Source organism: Propioniciclava sp., assembly GCF_047602245.1.
Classification (GTDB): domain Bacteria; phylum Actinomycetota; class Actinomycetes; order Propionibacteriales; family Propionibacteriaceae; genus Propioniciclava.
The window spans coordinates 19,139-34,480 of the sequence record NZ_JASGHT010000001.1 but is presented as its reverse complement, the minus strand read 5'-3'; the positions used below and the strand labels follow the sequence as shown (position 1 = coordinate 34,480).

Annotated in this window: 15 protein-coding genes; 5 read left to right on the top strand and 10 right to left on the bottom strand. The window is 67.9% G+C overall.

Annotation, left to right across the window (positions count from 1 at the left end):
* Nucleotides 1-68 precede the first annotated feature (68 nt).
* From QM708_RS00155 to QM708_RS00110, 10 genes are all read right to left on the bottom strand, one after another.
* Nucleotides 69-764, bottom strand: coding sequence for an FMN-binding negative transcriptional regulator (locus tag QM708_RS00155; RefSeq protein WP_415103206.1), 696 nt, complete (start codon nt 762-764; stop codon nt 69-71).
* Between the two features lies 1 nt (nt 765).
* Complete coding sequence (gene aroB / locus QM708_RS00150) at nt 766-1,854, bottom strand: 3-dehydroquinate synthase (RefSeq protein WP_415103204.1); 1,089 nt, start codon at nt 1,852-1,854, stop codon at nt 766-768.
* 3 nt (nt 1,855-1,857) lie between these two features.
* Nucleotides 1,858-2,361 carry a shikimate kinase gene (locus QM708_RS00145; RefSeq protein ID WP_415103202.1) on the bottom strand — a complete coding sequence of 168 codons (504 nt, stop codon included), beginning with the start codon at nt 2,359-2,361 and terminating at the stop codon, nt 1,858-1,860.
* Complete coding sequence (gene aroC, locus QM708_RS00140; protein WP_415103200.1) at nt 2,358-3,545, bottom strand: chorismate synthase; 1,188 nt, start codon at nt 3,543-3,545, stop codon at nt 2,358-2,360. The genes QM708_RS00145 and aroC overlap by 4 nt, the downstream gene beginning before the upstream one ends.
* An 80-nt stretch (nt 3,546-3,625) precedes the next feature.
* Nucleotides 3,626-4,780: an endolytic transglycosylase MltG gene (gene mltG, locus QM708_RS00135; RefSeq protein ID WP_415103198.1), complete on the bottom strand. Its 1,155-nt coding sequence runs from the start codon at nt 4,778-4,780 to the stop codon at nt 3,626-3,628.
* On the bottom strand, nt 4,777-5,262 hold the full coding sequence (gene ruvX / locus QM708_RS00130; RefSeq protein WP_415103196.1) for a Holliday junction resolvase RuvX: 486 nt from the start codon (nt 5,260-5,262) through the stop codon (nt 4,777-4,779). Before ruvX ends, mltG begins: the two co-directional genes overlap by 4 nt.
* Before the next feature lie 12 nt (nt 5,263-5,274).
* Nucleotides 5,275-7,950, bottom strand: coding sequence for an alanine--tRNA ligase (gene alaS / locus QM708_RS00125; RefSeq protein WP_415103194.1), 2,676 nt, complete (start codon nt 7,948-7,950; stop codon nt 5,275-5,277).
* Nucleotides 7,947-8,198: a DUF6167 family protein gene (locus tag QM708_RS00120; RefSeq protein ID WP_415103192.1), complete on the bottom strand. Its 252-nt coding sequence runs from the start codon at nt 8,196-8,198 to the stop codon at nt 7,947-7,949. Before QM708_RS00120 ends, alaS begins: the two co-directional genes overlap by 4 nt.
* A complete protein-coding gene (locus tag QM708_RS00115) occupies nt 8,195-8,599 on the bottom strand; it encodes a DUF948 domain-containing protein (protein WP_415103190.1) in 405 nt (134 codons plus the stop codon). Before QM708_RS00115 ends, QM708_RS00120 begins: the two co-directional genes overlap by 4 nt.
* Nucleotides 8,600-8,618: 19 nt before the next feature.
* The gene (locus QM708_RS00110) at nt 8,619-9,365 is read right to left on the bottom strand and encodes an SGNH/GDSL hydrolase family protein (protein ID WP_415103189.1); all 747 of its coding nucleotides are present in this window, start codon (nt 9,363-9,365) and stop codon (nt 8,619-8,621) included.
* A gap of 279 nt (nt 9,366-9,644) precedes the next feature.
* Between QM708_RS00110 and QM708_RS00105 the strand changes: the two genes are divergently transcribed.
* From QM708_RS00105 to QM708_RS00085, 5 genes are all read left to right on the top strand, one after another.
* The gene (locus QM708_RS00105; protein WP_415103187.1) at nt 9,645-11,249 is read left to right on the top strand and encodes a sugar transferase; all 1,605 of its coding nucleotides are present in this window, start codon (nt 9,645-9,647) and stop codon (nt 11,247-11,249) included.
* Between the two features lie 89 nt (nt 11,250-11,338).
* Nucleotides 11,339-12,367, top strand: a complete 1,029-nt coding sequence (locus tag QM708_RS00100; RefSeq protein ID WP_415103185.1) for a glycosyltransferase — start codon at nt 11,339-11,341, stop codon at nt 12,365-12,367.
* A gap of 2 nt (nt 12,368-12,369) precedes the next feature.
* A complete protein-coding gene (locus QM708_RS00095; protein WP_415103183.1) occupies nt 12,370-13,410 on the top strand; it encodes a glycosyltransferase family 4 protein in 1,041 nt (346 codons plus the stop codon).
* Complete coding sequence (locus QM708_RS00090; RefSeq protein ID WP_415103181.1) at nt 13,407-14,462, top strand: polysaccharide pyruvyl transferase family protein; 1,056 nt, start codon at nt 13,407-13,409, stop codon at nt 14,460-14,462. Before QM708_RS00095 ends, QM708_RS00090 begins: the two co-directional genes overlap by 4 nt.
* Before the next feature lie 5 nt (nt 14,463-14,467).
* Nucleotides 14,468-15,325: a glycosyltransferase family 2 protein gene (locus tag QM708_RS00085; protein ID WP_415103179.1), complete on the top strand. Its 858-nt coding sequence runs from the start codon at nt 14,468-14,470 to the stop codon at nt 15,323-15,325.
* Nucleotides 15,326-15,342 lie beyond the last annotated feature (17 nt).

Sequence of the window (15,342 nt, the reverse complement as noted above, 5' to 3'; positions counted from 1 at the left end):
GCGTATCCAACGGAGAACCTTACCCGGTTCCGGCCGATGCACCCGCATCGCGTCCGCCCACCGGTGGGTCAGGTGAGGGTCGGCCCTCCGGCAGGGCGTGCCTCGCCGAGGCGGCGTCCGCGAACATCGGCCAGCAGCTGCTGGCGGGCTTCGGCATGCGGCACGCTCACCTGCGTCATCACGTCGGCCAATTCGTCGTGCCCGACCCCGCGCAGGCCGTCGATGGCGCCCTGGATGTCCTCAGGCGTCCGGTTCTGGTTCAGCTTCGCCTTGGCCTCGAACCGGCTGATCGGTAGCTCCAGCCCGACGATGGCGCGGAGCATCCGCTCGGTGGCTTCCTCGCCGGCGCGCCGCGAGTCGTAGCCGAACCGATCCGACAGCTCCCAGACCGCCTCGCGTAACCAGTCGGCGTCGTCGCGGACGACGAGCGGTCCGTAGGCGTGCACGGTCACGTAGTTCCAGGTCGGGACACCCGGCTTGGTCTCGTTGGAGGCGTACCAGTCGGCGTGGATGTAGCCGTCGGGGCCCGACAGGATCGCCAGCGCCTCGCCGAGGTAGGGCTCCTTCCACACCGGGTTCACCCGGGTGACATGCAGCACGAGCGAGCCGAGGGTCTCCCCCGTCGGGTCCGGACGCCACACCACCGGCAGCAGGGTCGCCACCGGCCCGTGTGCGTGCGCGGTCACCAGCTGGGCGGTCTCGGCGGACGCCAGCAGCGCGCGCACCTGGTCGTCGTCCATCGCGAAGTGACGCGGCGTGTACATCTCAGCCCTCGCTCAGTTCGAGGTAGCTGGCCCGCAGCACATCCTCATCAGGCGCCTGCGCGAGGAAGGGGACGCCCACCGCGTCCAGCAGCACGAAGCGCAGGCTGCTGCCGCGGGTCTTCTTGTCCAGATTCATCGTCGCCCGCAGCTCGTCCCACACCCCGGCTTGGTAGGTGACCGGCAGGCCGACCGAGGCGAACACCGCACGGTGGCGCGCGACGAAGGCGTCGTCGGCGTGGCCGAGGTTGCGGCTCAGCAGGGCCGCGAAGACGCACCCGACGCTGACCGCGTAGCCGTGCCGCATCCGGTAATCCTCGCGGCGCTCGATCGCGTGCGCCAAGGTGTGCCCGTAGTTGAGCAGTTCACGCCCGATCGCCCCGGAGCCGGCCGCGCTGGTGCGTTCGCGCAGGTCGCCGGCGACCACGCCGGCCTTGACCTGCATGGAACGGACGACGGCTTCGTGCAGCGCCTCGCTCGAGGGGTCGAACAGGGCAGCCGGGGCGGACTCGAAGATTTCCAGGGTGCGCGGGTCGGCGATGAAGCCGTGCTTGATCATCTCGCCGAAGCCGCCGCGCAGATCATCGGCGGGCAGCCCGGCGAGGAAGTCGAGGTCGGCGAGCACCGCGGCGGGCTCCCAGAAGGCGCCGACCAGGTTCTTGCCGGCGGGCAGGTTGATCCCGGTTTTGCCGCCGATCGCCGCGTCCACCATGGCGAGTAGCGTGGTGGGCACCGAGACGTAGCGGACGCCGCGCAGCCAGCTGGCGGCGACGAAGCCGGCCAGGTCGGTGGCGGTGCCGCCGCCCAGGCCGACCACGGCGTCCGAGCGGGTGAAGCCCGCGCCGGCCAGCGCGTTCCAGCAGTCCACCAGCACGGCCGGGGTCTTGGCGTCCTCGGCGTCCGGAAGCTCGACGAACAGCACCTCGGCGTCCAGCGTCGCGCCGAGCTCGCGCGCGTACCGGGCGAGCACGCCGGGATGCAGGATCGCGACCTTGGCCGCGCCCGCGACATCCTGCGCCAGCCGGTGACGCGCTCCCGCGCCGACCACGACGTCGTAGGGCTGGGCCGTCGCGACCCGGACGGTCGTCGTCACGGCTCAGCGCACCCAGGCGAGCATGCCGAGGATCTCGGCGACCACCTCGGACGGCTCACGCCCACTGGTGTTCACGGTGTGCCGGGCCGCCGCGCGGTAGACGGGCGTCCTCTTCTCGATCAGCTGGGCCAGCGTCGCCTCGACCTCGCCGTGAAGCAGCGGGCGGCTGGAGTCCAAGCCCACCCGGTTGACGGCGCTGGCCAGGTCGACCTGCAGCCACACCGTGTCCATGTCGGCGAGTGCCTCGGCGATCCCGGGCGTCATCGGGGCACCGCCGCCGAGGCTGATCACGCCGGGGCTGGAGAGCAATTCGAGGGTGACGTCATGCTCGAGCGCGCGGAAGGCGGGCTCGCCGTCGGTCACGAAGATCTCGCGGATCTGCCGGCCCTCGCGGCGTTCGATCACGGCGTCCACGTCGATGAACTCGACACCGAGACGCCGGGCGAGCAGGTTGCCCACCGTGCTCTTTCCGCTGGCGGGTGCGCCGATCAGGGCGACGGTGGTCATGCGAGCTTCCTTTCGGCGAGACGATCCAGGTAGGCGCGGTGGTTGCGGGAGGTCTCGGCGAGCGAATCGCCGCCGAACTTCTCCAGTACGAGTTCGGCGACCACGAGCGCGACCATGGCCTCGGCCACGACGCCCGCAGCGGGAACCGCGCACACGTCCGAGCGCTGGTGGTGCGCCTGGGCGGGCTCCATCGAGGATACGTCCACCGTGCGCAGAGCCCGCGGGACGGTGGCGATCGGCTTCATCGCGGCGCGCACGCGCAGGATCTCGCCGTTGCTCATGCCGCCCTCGGTGCCACCGGAACGGTTCGAGGCCCGCTCGATGCGGCCGGAGTTCAGCACCATCTCGTCGTGGGCGAGCGAGCCGCGGGTGCGGGCCAGGGTGAAGCCGTCGCCGACCTCGACCCCCTTGATCGCCTGAATGCCCATCAGCGCGCCGGCCAGACGCGCATCCAGGCGCCGGTCACCTTGGGTGTGCGAGCCGAGCCCGGCCGGGACACCGGTCACGACGACCTCGACCACGCCGCCGATGGTGTCCCCCTCGGCCTTGGCGGCCTCGATCTCGGCGAGCATGCGCGCTGAGGATTCGGGATCGAAGCAGCGCACCGGATCGGCGTCGATCGCGTCACGATCGGCGAAGGTGGGCAGCAGCGGCGACGAGGTGGCGACGGGGCCGATCTCGACGACGTGGCTGACCAGCTGGATGCCGCAGGCCTGGTTGAGGAAATTCGAAGCCACCCGGCCCAGCGCCACCCGGGCGGCGGTCTCGCGGGCGGAGGCGCGCTCCAGGATCGGTCGGGCCTCGTCCCAGTCGTACTTCTGCATGCCGGCCAGGTCGGCGTGCCCTGGACGCGGGCGGGTCAGTGCGGCGTTGCGGGCCTGCGCGGCGAGCACCTCGGCGTCCACGGCGTCCGGTGCCATCACCGTCTCCCACTTGGGCCACTCGCTGTTGCCGACCATGATCGCGATCGGCGAGCCGAGGGTTTCCCCATGACGGACGCCGGCGAGCAGGGTCACCTCGTCGGCCTCGAACTTCATCCGGGCGCCACGGCCCACGCCGAGACGGCGGCGACGCAGCGCGTCGGCGATGTCGGCGGAGTCCACGGCGACGTGGGCGGGAATGCCTTCGATCGTCGCCACCAGGGCGCGACCATGGGATTCACCCGCGGTGAGGTAACGCAGCATTGGTTCAGTCTCTCATTTCCGGCGCGAAGAAGGCGACGGCAGCCCGTTCCCGGACGCCGCCGCCTTCGTTGTTGGTCAGGTCACTTGCAGCGGCCCGGGGCCTGCGTCTTGCACCAGTTCTGGAACTTCTCGTTCGACGCGTTGTGGGCTTCAAGGGTGTCGTTGAACTCGGTCTCCCCGGTGTCGAGGTTCACCACGACGAAGTAGAGCCAGTTGCCCTCGGCAGGAGCCAAGGCGGCCTCCATCGCCGACCGGGACGGCGACGTGATCGGGCCGGGCATCAGACCCGGGTTCTTGTAGGTGTTGTACGGGGAGTCGATCTGTCGCTCCTGCGCAGTGGTGAACACCCGACCGGTGATGTTGTTGGCATAGGCGACGGTGGCATCCGACTGCAGCGGCATCTTCTGGGCGAGACGGTTGTAGAAGACACGCGCAGCCTTGGCGCGGTCCTCGTCCCTGGTCGCCTCCCTCTCGATCAGGCTGGCCATGATCAGCGCGGTGTAGGCGTCCTTGGCCGGCGACGCGGCGGCACGCTTCTCGAACTCGAGTTCGGCGGTGACCTTCTTGAAATGCTCGATCGGCACCGACATCACCTGCTGCGCCGTGGGCTTGTTCGGCAACTCGTAGGTGTCGGGGAACAGGAAACCCTCCGGCTTGCCGTTCGCCCAGGCCGGCAGTTTCAGCGACGCGGGATCGGCCACCAGTGCCTCGAAGTCCGCCCGGGGCAGCTTCGTCTGTTCGGCCAACGACGCGATCTGCTCGGTGAGCCGCTGCCCCTCACGCAATTGGATCATGTTGCGGATGATGTTGGCCGGGTCGAGCAGCCGTTCGAAGGCGGCCGCCGCCGACATCTGCGTGCGCATCCGGTAGGTGCCGGCCTGTACCTTCGCCGCCTCCTCCGGACGAGACTGCGCGTACTGACGGAAGGTGTCGGCCGACTTGACGATGTCGGCCTCCTGGAACATCACCCCGATCTGGCGCATGGTGGTGCCACGCGGGATCTCGATCTCGATGTCGGTGACGCCTGCCCCGATGTAGTCGTCCTTGGTGCGGAAGTCGAGCAGAGCTTTGAAGGCCTTGCCGCCGAAGAACCACACGCCGCCGAAAACGACCACGAGGGCGACCGCCACGGCGATCCATCCCTTGCTGCGGTGCCGGACCTCCTCCATGTCCCACTCGCCGGTGTCGGGGTCGCGAAGACGATCCCGGTCGCGGGTGCGGCGGGGCTTGATCATGAGTCGCTGGTCCTTCCGTCGATCCGCTCCCCCGCGCGGGCGCCCGTGTGGCGCTCGGCGTCGAGTGCGTGGTTCAAGATTGCCACGGCGGCGGCCTGGTCGATCACGCCACGCTGGGAGCGCGCCGAACGGCCCGCCTCGTGAAGCTGCCGGGACGCGGTGACCGTGGTCATCCGTTCATCGATCAGGCGCACCTGAAGGCCAGGGAAGCGGTCGGCGAGCCAGCGGGCCTGGCCGCGGGCCATCGCCGCCGACTCCCCTTCGGCGCCCTTCAGATGCCGGGGCAGTCCGAGGTAGGCGACGACAGGCTCGTACTCGTCGATGACCGCGCGCAGCCGCCGCAGCACATGCGCCTGGTCGGCGGCCGGAGTGATCGTCTCGACCGGGTAAGCGAGGACTCCGTCGCGGTCGCAGGCGGCCACCCCGATCCTCGCCTTTCCCCAGTCCAGGCCGAGCCGGACGCCGCACAGATCCTCACTCACGGGCAGCCCGGATCAGCCGGCGAGCGCGGCTTCGATCGCCGCGAGCGCCGCCGGCGCGCCGGAGGCGTCCGAACCGCCGCCCTGGGCGAGGTCGTCCTTGCCGCCACCGCGTCCGCCCAGCGCCGGCGCTGCCGCACCGACGAGCTGGCCGGCCTTGGCGCCCAACGCGCGAGCCGCCTGGGTGGTGGCCACGATCACGACCGGCTTGGACTCGCCGCCGATGAGGGCAACCACGCCCGGCTCGGAGCCGAGGCGGGTGCGCAGATCGAGGGCGAGGGTGCGCAGATCATTGCCGGGCACCCCGGGCAGGGCTTGGGCGATCAGCCGGTAGCCGCCCACGGTGCGGGCGGACGCCACCAGTTCGCCGACGCCGGCCAGCAGCTGCTGGGTGCGCAGGCCCGCGATCTCCTTCTCGGCCGCCTTGAGCTGGGCGAGCAGCCGTTCGACGCGGTCGACCAGCTGGTCAGGCTGCGTCTTCAGCGTGTCGGCCAGCGTGCTGACCAGCGCGCGTTCGGACGCGAACCGGTCGAAGGCGTCCCCGCTGACCAGTGCCTCGACCCGGCGGATACCCGAGCCCACCGAGCCCTCGCCGAGCAAGTTGACCAGGCCGATCTGCGCGGTGCTCGACACGTGGGTGCCGCCGCACAGCTCGCGACTCCAGGCGCCGTTCAGTTCGACCATCCGGACCACGTTGCCGTACTTCTCGCCGAACATGGCCTGCGCGCCGAGCGCCTTGGCATCGTCCAGCGGCAGCTCCCGGTCGGTGACTCGGTAGTTGTCGCGGACGGCCTCGTTGACGATGCCCTCCAACTCCGACTTCTGCCCGACCGACAGACCGCCGTGCGCGTTGAAGTCGAAACGCAGGTAGCCGGGCTTGTTGTAGGAGCCGGCCTGGTGGGTGCCCTGGCCGAGCATCTGGCGCAAGGCGGCGTTCACGATGTGCGTGGCCGTGTGCGCCTGGCAGGCGCCCAGGCGGGCGGCGGCATCCACCTCGGCGAGCACCTGCGCGCCCGCGGCGAGTTCGCCTTCGTTGACGAGCACCTTGTGCACCACCAGTCCCTGGACGGGGCGCTGCACATCGAGCACCTCCAGGTGCAGACCGGACGCCGTCACGACGCCCGCGTCGGCGTCCTGGCCGCCGGACTCGGCGTAGAACGGGGTCTCGTTCAGCACCAGCTCGACCACATCGCCCGGACGGGCGCAGGAGACGATCTCGCCGTCACGGACGATGCCGCGCACGGTGCTGGCCACCGACAGATCGGTGAAGCCGAGGAACGGCGTCTCGCCCGCGGCGCGCAGCTCGCGATAGGCCTCGGTATTGACCGCGCCGCCCTTCTTGGCGCGGGCGTCCGCCTTGGCGCGGGCCCGCTGCTCACCCATCAGGCGGGTGAACTCGTCCCGGTCGACCGACAGGCCGGCCTCGCTCGCCATCTCCAGGGTGAGATCGATCGGGAAACCGAAGGTGTCGTGCAACTCGAACGCCTGGTCGCCGGGCAGCGTGCTGGCGCCCGCCTTCTTGGCAGCGGCCACGGCGGTGTCGAAGATCTTGGTGCCGGCGGCGAGCGTGCGACGGAAGGACTCCTCTTCGGCGTAGGCCGAGTCGCTGACCCGCTGCCACTGTTCGGTGACCTCGGGGTAGGACTCCTCCATCAGCCCCTTCGACACCGGCAGCAGTTCGGGAAGCACCGGGTCCTGGACGCCGAGCAGCCGCATGGCGCGGACGCTGCGGCGCAGCAGGCGACGCAGCACGTAGCCACGCGCCTCATTTCCCGGGGTGACGCCGTCGGTCATCAGCATCAGGCCGGAGCGGACGTGGTCGGCGACCACGCGCATCCGGATGTCGTCCTCAGCGTTGTCGCCGTAGCGCTTGCCGGACAGTTCGGAGGCCTTCTCGATGACCGGGAAAATCTGGTCGATCTCGTACATATTGTCTTTGCCCTGCATCAGGTACGCGACCCGCTCCAGCCCCATGCCGGTGTCGATGCGTGGGCGCGGCAGCGGTCGCAGCACATCGAAGTCGTCCTTGGCGCGGACGGCCGACAGCTCCTGCTGCATGAAGACCAGGTTCCAGATCTCCAGGAAGCGGTCCTCGTCGACGACCGGGCCCCCGTCGGGGCCGTAGACAGGGCCGCGATCGATGTAGATCTCCGAGCACGGGCCGCCTGGGCCCGGGATGCCCATATTCCAGTAGTTGTCCTTGAGGTCGCGGCGCTGGATCCGCTCATCGGGCAGGCCCATGAACTTCCACAGCTCGACGGCCTCGGCGTCCCCGTCGGGGAAGTCGGGGTGGTAGCCCGGGCCGAGCACGGTGACCCACACCTTGTCGCCGTCGAAGCCCAGCCCGCCGGAGGCGACCGAGCCGGTGACCAGGTTCCAGGCGTGGGTGATCGCGCCTTCCTTGAAGTAGTCACGGAAGCTGAAGTTGCCGTTCATCTGGAAGAACGTGCCGTGCCGGGTAGTCTTGCCGACCTCTTCGATGTCGAGGGTGCGCACGCACTTCTGGCAGCTGGTCGCCTTGTCGAACGGCGGCTCCTCCTGGCCGGTGAAGTACGCCTTGAACGGCACCATGCCCGCGTTGACGAACAGCAGCGTGGGGTCGTTGTAGACCAGGGACGCCGAGGGCACCAGCGTGTGCCCGGCGCTGGTGAAGTGGTCCAAGAACCGGCGCCGGATCTCAGCGGTCTTCATTCGAGTTGTCCTCTTTCTTCACGGGTCAGCAGTGCCGTCAGCTCGGACTTCTTGGCCGCGCGCGCGTTGCTGAACGTCTCGGCGAAGTCTGCGAGCCACTCGCTCGTCTTCTGGGTGGTCTCCTCGACCCTGTGCTCGATCTCGTCGGCGACCCCGGCCGGGGTGAGGCGTCGATAATACTGCCGCCCCTTGACGACGACGAACGCGGACGCCGCCGCGCCGGCGATGAACCACAGCGTCCGGCTCACTGCTGCTTCCCCTCGAACTTGGCCGCGATCGCGGTGCGTAGCGCATGGGAGGTGGACGCGACCGCGATGAGCGGGCGTCCCAGGGCGGCGGTGACGATGGTCGACATGGCGGCGGTGTTCTCCACCACCGTCGAGGCGTGCCCGCTCACGCGAGCGACGTCAGCAGTGACCTTCTCGACCTCGGCGGTCACGTCGCCGATCTTGGCGATCTCGGCGTTGGTGACCTCGACGGTGCCCTTGAGCTCGGTCAGGATCGGGGTGGTCTCGGTGCCCACGTCGCGCACCACGCCGGCCAGCTCGTCGAGCACCTTGCCGAGCTTGAGCAGCGGGATCGCGCACATGCCGACCAGCAGCACGAACGCGATCGCGGCGATCAGGCCTGCGATCTCTCCCAAAGTCATGGCATCGAGCCTAGTGCAGTCAGGCGAGGGCGCGGGCGACCAGGTCCGCCAGCTTCTTGCTGGCCTCCGGGGTGAGCTTGCCGCCGTCGTAGGACCGGGGCAGGCCGGTGACCGCCGAGGTGTCCAGCCAGGTGGCCTTCGCCTGCTTGGCCGCCTTCTCCAAGGACTTGGCGTGCAGGGTGAGCCAGTGCGGCTTGGGGGCGCGCGAACTCGGCGGCGAAGTCACCACGATCGTCGCGGACGGCACCGCCTTCTTCAGGGCCGCCACGCCCGCTTGGGCGTGCGGGTCGAGTTTGAAGTCTCCGTCGGCGTCGCCGCCGGCCAGCACCACCGCGTCCGGCTTGTGTTGAGCCACGCGTGCCGCGGCCCCGGCGAAGGTGACGCACGGTGCGGTCGTGCACGACTTCGGCGCCGCGAGGTAGCCCATGCCGTCCTCGGCGAGGGTCACCACCTTCCATCCGGTTGCGGACGCCAGCGCGTCGGCCCAGCCCGAACGCAGCGTGTACCCGTCGCCGAGTACGACGACCGTCTTCGCCCCCGCGGCTGACGCGCTCGTGGCGGGAGTTGCCGAGGGATCGATCCGCGCAGATGCGGTGGGAGCCCCCGACCCTTCAGGGCCGGCCGATGCCGAGGTTGGTGGTGCGGCGGGCGTGGTCGCCGGCACCGCGGGCACCCCCTGCGGGCCGGAACGCCACAAAGCCACCACGACCAGGACGGCGGTGATCACCACCAACACGCCGAGACCGAGTAGTTGCCGCAGCCGCATTGAGCGCCTCCCGTCCCTGCGCCCTTTCGAATCCCGGCGGGTGCGGAATCGGCGCTATCGCGCTCAACCTAGCGGACCCGGCGGCACTCTCCCTAGCTTCGCCGCCCCTCATCTCATACGAAGGTGCCGATCAGGTCTGAGAAAAGTGCCGCAGCGACCTGAGAAGAGGTATCAGGATTCTCAGCCGTGTTAACCTAATGTCGCACGTGAGGATGTTGTGTCGGAGAGGTTCGTCGCCGCGTTCTGTGCGTCCCGCCCACCACCCCCGACCCTGGGCTTGTGCCGCTCGTTCCCCATGAGAGGCTCCCCCCTTGCCCCGAGGAGGACATCATTTACCGCATCTCGACCCACGATGTCGGCACCGCGTCCAGCGGAAGCACCCCAGGCGTTCTGGTCGCGGACCGCGCCGTCACCATCGAGCGGCCGACCGGCGCGCCGAAGTCGCCGCGTTGGCAGTCGTCCTACACGCGGTGGTTGGTGCTCACCGACCTTCTCGTCATCCTCGCCTCCGTCTACGGCGCCCAGTTCCTCCGTTTCGGAATCATCGGCAGCACCGAGAACGTCGGGATGGACTGGCGGTGGGACATCACGCTCAGCTACACCGGTTTGTCGGCGCTGCTCACCGTGGTCTGGATGATGGCATTGCAGGTCGCTGATACCCGGGAGTGCCGGGTCATCGGGGCTGGTTTCACCGAGTACAAGCGGGTGATCGACTCGACGGTCTGGACGTTCGGCGTGTTCGCCATCCTTGACGTGATGTTCAAGGTTTCGGCTGCGCGTGGCTACCTGTTCATCGCCTTTCCGCTTGGCCTCGCGCTGCTGCTCACGTCGCGTTTCCTGTGGCGGAAGTGGATGCATGCACAGCGACGCCTGGGCCGTTTCCAGTACCGCGCGATTGTCGTGGGCGACTACGCCAAGAGCGCCCACGTGGGACGACAGATCGTCCGTCAGCCGAACGCCGAGTACCGCATCGTGGGCGCGGTGACCGATCCGGGCCCGGCCGAGAAGTCGTCGCTGCTGGGTGTCGTCCGTCCCACGCGCACCTATTCGATCTCGACGATCATGACCCTGATTGACGACGTGAAAGCCGACACGTTGATCCTGACCAGCTCTGACACCCTTGAGCCGGCCAGCATGCGTCGTCTCGGCTGGGCGCTCGAAGAGCAAGGCGTCGAACTGGTGGTCGCGCCCGCACTGACCGATATCGCCGGGCCTCGTATTCACACCCGACCCGTCGCAGGTCTGCCTCTGCTGCACATCGAGTTCCCCGAGTTCGACGGCCGCAAGTACTGGGTCAAGCGTGCTTTCGACATCGTCGTGTCCGCCGCGCTCATCGTGTTGCTGTCGCCGGTTCTCGCCGCGGTCGCGCTTGCGGTCAAGCTGACCAGCCCGGGGCCGCTCCTGTTCAAGCACACGCGCATTGGCCAGAACGGCCAGCCGTTCCAGATGCTCAAGTTCCGTTCGATGGTGGTCAACGCCGACGCGCAGCTCAAGGAACTGCTCGCGCAGCAGGGCACCGATGGCAAGCCACTGTTCAAGGTTCGCAACGATCCTCGAATCACCCCGGTTGGCAAGTTCATCCGCAAGTACTCTCTCGATGAGCTCCCGCAGCTGTTCAATGCCCTGCTGGGAACCATGAGCCTGGTTGGCCCGAGGCCGCAGGTCGAGGGCGAGGTGGCACTCTACGACAACGCCGCAGCTCGACGTCTCCTCGTAAAGCCGGGCTTGACCGGCCTGTGGCAGGTCAGCGGGCGGTCCAATCTGGCCTGGGAGGACGCGCTGCGTCTGGATCTCTACTACGTCGAGAACTGGTCGCTGTCGGGCGACATCGTGATCCTTTTCCGTACGGTCAAGGCGGTCGTCACCCCCGATGGCGCTGTCTGAGCGGGGCGGCTTGTGCTCATTGAGACACGATCTGCTGTGAGCGTCGAAGCGCGTTCCTCATCTGAATTTCGCCGGAGTCCCCTGAACGTATGAGAATTCTGCACGTCACCGAGTGTTACGGTGCCGGCGTCGGGCGAGCTGTGAACCTACGGGCTCTGGCTACCCCCGAGTTCGAGCACCACCTACTGTGGGCCGGTGAAGAGTCGCCGGCCTTCCAGGAGCATTGGGCTTCTGCGGAAGCTCTCCCGGACGGTCTGTGGAAACGGATCCTCGCTACCAGAAGGCGGGTCACCGAACTCAAGCCCGATCTGGTCCATGCCCATTCCAGTTGGGCGGGGGTGTACGCTCGCGCGCTGAAGCTGCCGGTTCCGGTGCTCTACGAACCGCATTGTTTCAAGTTCGACGATCCCGCCACCGGGAGCTTGGTGCGCTCGCTGTACAAGCACGCCGAGAGTGCCCTTGCGCGCAACTGCGCGGCCATCGGGGTGCTCTCCCCTCACGAGGAACGGCTCGCGCGCTCGCTTCGCCCCACTCTGTCCACCGTCTTTTTGCCGAATACCCCGGTAGTCACCCAGGCCACGATCGAGGAGTGTGGCGAACCGGACGCCGACACGCCTGGCGTGGTCATGGTCGGCCGGGTCGCCCCGCAGAAGGACCCGCACTACTTCATCGACGTGGTGCGTCGGCTCCGGGAGACGATTCCGCGCCTGCGCGCGACCTGGGTGGGCGATGGCGAGCCCAAGCTCATCGCCGCACTCCACGAGGCGGACATCACGGTCACCGGCTGGCTGGGCGAAAGAGACGTCGCCCGCACGTTGATCAACTCGTCGGTGTATGTCCACACGGCCCGCTACGAGGGATTCCCGCTGAGCGTCCTTGATGCAGCGGCCGCCGGGTGTCCGATCGTCGTACGCGACATTCCGCCCTTCGAGGGCACCGCACTCATTCGGGGCGATTCGCCGGGCGCTGTCGCGGACCTCGCCGGGTCGATCATCAAAGATCCGGCCGCCCGACAAGCCGCCCAGAAGGCATCAGCGGCTCTCCTCGCGACCATGAACACGGAGTCATTGTCGCGATCACTCCGTCACACATATCACGATCTACAGGCAGGCAGGTAGTCATGCATCAGGTGCGCGAAGTGGCATTCCCCGAACGCATCATCGACCGTCACGTCGGCGGCAATACGACGTACGCACGCTACCTCGCCCAGGGCCTCAGGGATCGAGGCGTCACCGTTTCGCGGATTCGCTCGGGCCGGAACGCTCCCCTCACGGCGCTCCAGGAGACGCTTCAGGGAATGAGACGCCCCGTCGCGGGCAAGGTCCTGCACTACTCCGCCGACACCGGTCCGCTGCTGCCCACGCGTGGACCATCGGTCGTGACCGTTCATGGCGTGGCCAGCCGCTGGATCTCCACCGCGCGCAATCCTCGCCAAGAGAAGATCTGGCGTACCCGAGTGGCACGAGCGATCGCCTCCACCAACGCGATCATCACCGTCTCTCAGTCCAGTGCCGACGATGTGTCCGCAGTCTTCGATGTTCCTCAGGAGCGCATCACGACCATCCACCACGGCATCGATCTGGCGCACTTCGTCGCTCGCCGGGAGCCCACTGCGGTGATGGAATCGCTGGCCGGACGTCCCTACGTTCTGTACCTGGGCAACATCGAACCGAGGAAGAACCTGATCGAGTTGGTCGAAGCGTTCAAGCATCCGTCGGTCGTCCAACTCGGCGTCCGGCTGGTCATCGCCGGAAAGCCGGCGTGGAACGCGCAGGAGTCGATGGCAGCCATTGAGTCCGGGCCCGTGGACTATCTGGGGTTCGTCTCCGATGACGACCGGGTGGCCCTGATGCAGCACGCCCGGCTTTTCGCTTTCCCGAGCCTGTACGAGGGCTTCGGTTTTCCGGTACTCGAGGCGATGGCCGCTGGGACGCCCGTGCTCACCTCCAACCGCGGTTCGCTCGCCGAAGTGGCCGGGCCGGCGATGGTCATCGAGGACGTTTCCCGAGACGGAATCGCGGAGGGGCTGATCCGGGCACTGCAGCAGGAGACCCCATCAGAGCAGACGATCGCAGAAGGCAAAGCGTGGGCCTCGCGTTTCACCTGGGACGCGAGCCTGGAGCAGCACCTCGCCGTCTATAACTCGGTGACCGCCGCATGAGGGTGATCATTCTGCACGGCTACAGCGCCGACAATATCGGCGATGGCATGCTGGTGACTGAAGCGATCGAGCTCATCCGCTCGACGTTTGCACGAGAACGCCTCGAACTCACGCTGTGCGCCTCCGATCCGGAGAGCTTCGATCTTCCGGGAGTCACCATGCTCCGGAGCAAGCCCGGCTTGAAAGGCTACGACCGGACATTCCTCGACGCACTCCGGCACCTGGACCAGTTCGACCTGGTGGTGGGAGTGGGGGGCGGCTACCTCCGCGGCGGACACTGCATCGAACTCGCGAAGGCTCTGCTCGTGCAGGGTCCCCAGTTGACGGCCGCAGCCAAAGTCGGCGCTCGGGTGGTCTACCTCCCGCAGAGCATCGGTCCGCTCCGGCTTGGAAGTGCCCCTTGGTTCCGCCGCAGGCTCAGGAAGCTGAGCGCCGTGTGGGCGCGGGACGACCGCACGGTCGCCGAGATCGGTCCCTTTCTCAAGCGCGCACCCGACATGGCTGTTCTTCGCGTGCCCGAGCGGGAGCCTGACCAGGCCGTACTCGACCTCCCCGTCATGTCGGTCCGCAATCTGCGCGGCGGGCTTCCCGCCCCGATTCTCGATCTCGCCACCCGCGTGGGCCGGTTCGACGGCTATGTGCAGAGCCAGACGGGATCCAATCAGGACGCCGCTCCCATGAAGAGCCTCGATCCGGTTCGGATCATTCAACCCTCAGAGCTCCTCAATGACACGCGCCCCAAGCGAGTGGTGATCGCCGTCCGTTTGCACGCCGCTCTGATGGCGCTGCAGGCCGGACATTACGTGATTCACCTCGCCTACGAGCGCAAGGGCTTCGCGGCCTTTGCGGACCTCGGGATCGGCGATTTCGTCCACAACGCGTTCTCGTTCGAGCCTGCCCAGGTGGTCGACCAGATGCGGACGCTCCTCACCAGCGCGACGGCCAGGGCTGACTACGATGCAGCAATCAACCACGCGATACGCCACCAGCAGGGGATCCTCGCCGATCTGGCGGAGAGCCTGACCCAGGCTGCCACGAATCAGAAACGTTGAGGACCATGCCGAACATTGCCGTGGTGATTCCGACGTTGGGCAGCCGCCCGACCGTCCGGCACACGCTCGAATCGTTGTCACGCCAGACTCTGCAACCCGTCGAGATCGTCGTGGTGAACCAGGGTGATCCGGACTTGGTGCAACAGATCGTCGGCGAATTCCCCGGACTCAACATCACACTGACCACCTCGGCCCGCGGGCTCTCCCGCGCCCGCAATCATGGCATCCGATCCCTTGCCTCCGACTGGGACTATCTCGCGACGCCCGATGACGACATCATCTTCAACGACGATGCTCTTGAACGGCTGACCGGCGCCGCTGAGTCCCGGAACGGGCGTGCCGGCGCCGTCAGCGGATATCTAAGGGACTTCGAGTCCGGGCAGCCGCGACTGAACTTCCCGAGCCGCCGGCAGCGCCTGACCCGCGGCACGGTCTGGACCAGTTCGATCGAGGCGACCATGCTCTATTCGCGCGAGGCCATTGACCGGGCAGGAACTTTCGACGAAACTCTCGGACTCGGCGCCGGAACCAGATGGGGATCCGGCGAGGGGACCGACCTGCTCCTGCGGATCATGGATGCCGGGTATGAGGTGTGGTTCGAGCCCGAGGCCAAGATGAGCGAGATGAACCTCGTCTCGACGGATGCGGCGGCCTCGGTGGAGCGGGTACGGAGCTACGCGCGCGGAACCGGGCGCGTTTTCGCGCTGCGGGAGTCGAGCCTGCGGCAGGCGCTGCTGGTGCTGAAGAGCCTGATGCGGATCGTCGTTCATGCGCCATCGAGAGGTAAGAGGCAGATAGCTATCGCGATTCTGCAGGGCAGGCTAGAAGGGCTCTCCAGCGTCCGGAGAGGCCGGGATGAATAGCCCCGATCTGCACGTCA

What these genes read in the sequence shown, in the direction of transcription:
- QM708_RS00100 (WP_415103185.1), top strand. Translation starts at nt 11,339, where the DNA reads ATGAGAATTCTGCACGTCACCGAGTGTTACGGTGCCGGCGTCGGGCGA.
- mltG (WP_415103198.1), bottom strand. Translation starts at nt 4,780, where the DNA reads ATGATCAAGCCCCGCCGCACCCGCGACCGGGATCGTCTTCGCGACCCC.
- QM708_RS00155 (WP_415103206.1), bottom strand. Translation starts at nt 764, where the DNA reads ATGTACACGCCGCGTCACTTCGCGATGGACGACGACCAGGTGCGCGCG.
- QM708_RS00145 (WP_415103202.1), bottom strand. Translation starts at nt 2,361, where the DNA reads ATGACCACCGTCGCCCTGATCGGCGCACCCGCCAGCGGAAAGAGCACG.
- alaS (WP_415103194.1), bottom strand. Translation starts at nt 7,950, where the DNA reads ATGAAGACCGCTGAGATCCGGCGCCGGTTCTTGGACCACTTCACCAGC.
- QM708_RS00095 (WP_415103183.1), top strand. Translation starts at nt 12,370, where the DNA reads ATGCATCAGGTGCGCGAAGTGGCATTCCCCGAACGCATCATCGACCGT.
- QM708_RS00110 (WP_415103189.1), bottom strand. Translation starts at nt 9,365, where the DNA reads ATGCGGCTGCGGCAACTACTCGGTCTCGGCGTGTTGGTGGTGATCACC.
- QM708_RS00085 (WP_415103179.1), top strand. Translation starts at nt 14,468, where the DNA reads ATGCCGAACATTGCCGTGGTGATTCCGACGTTGGGCAGCCGCCCGACC.
- QM708_RS00115 (WP_415103190.1), bottom strand. Translation starts at nt 8,599, where the DNA reads ATGACTTTGGGAGAGATCGCAGGCCTGATCGCCGCGATCGCGTTCGTG.
- aroC (WP_415103200.1), bottom strand. Translation starts at nt 3,545, where the DNA reads ATGCTGCGTTACCTCACCGCGGGTGAATCCCATGGTCGCGCCCTGGTG.
- QM708_RS00090 (WP_415103181.1), top strand. Translation starts at nt 13,407, where the DNA reads ATGAGGGTGATCATTCTGCACGGCTACAGCGCCGACAATATCGGCGAT.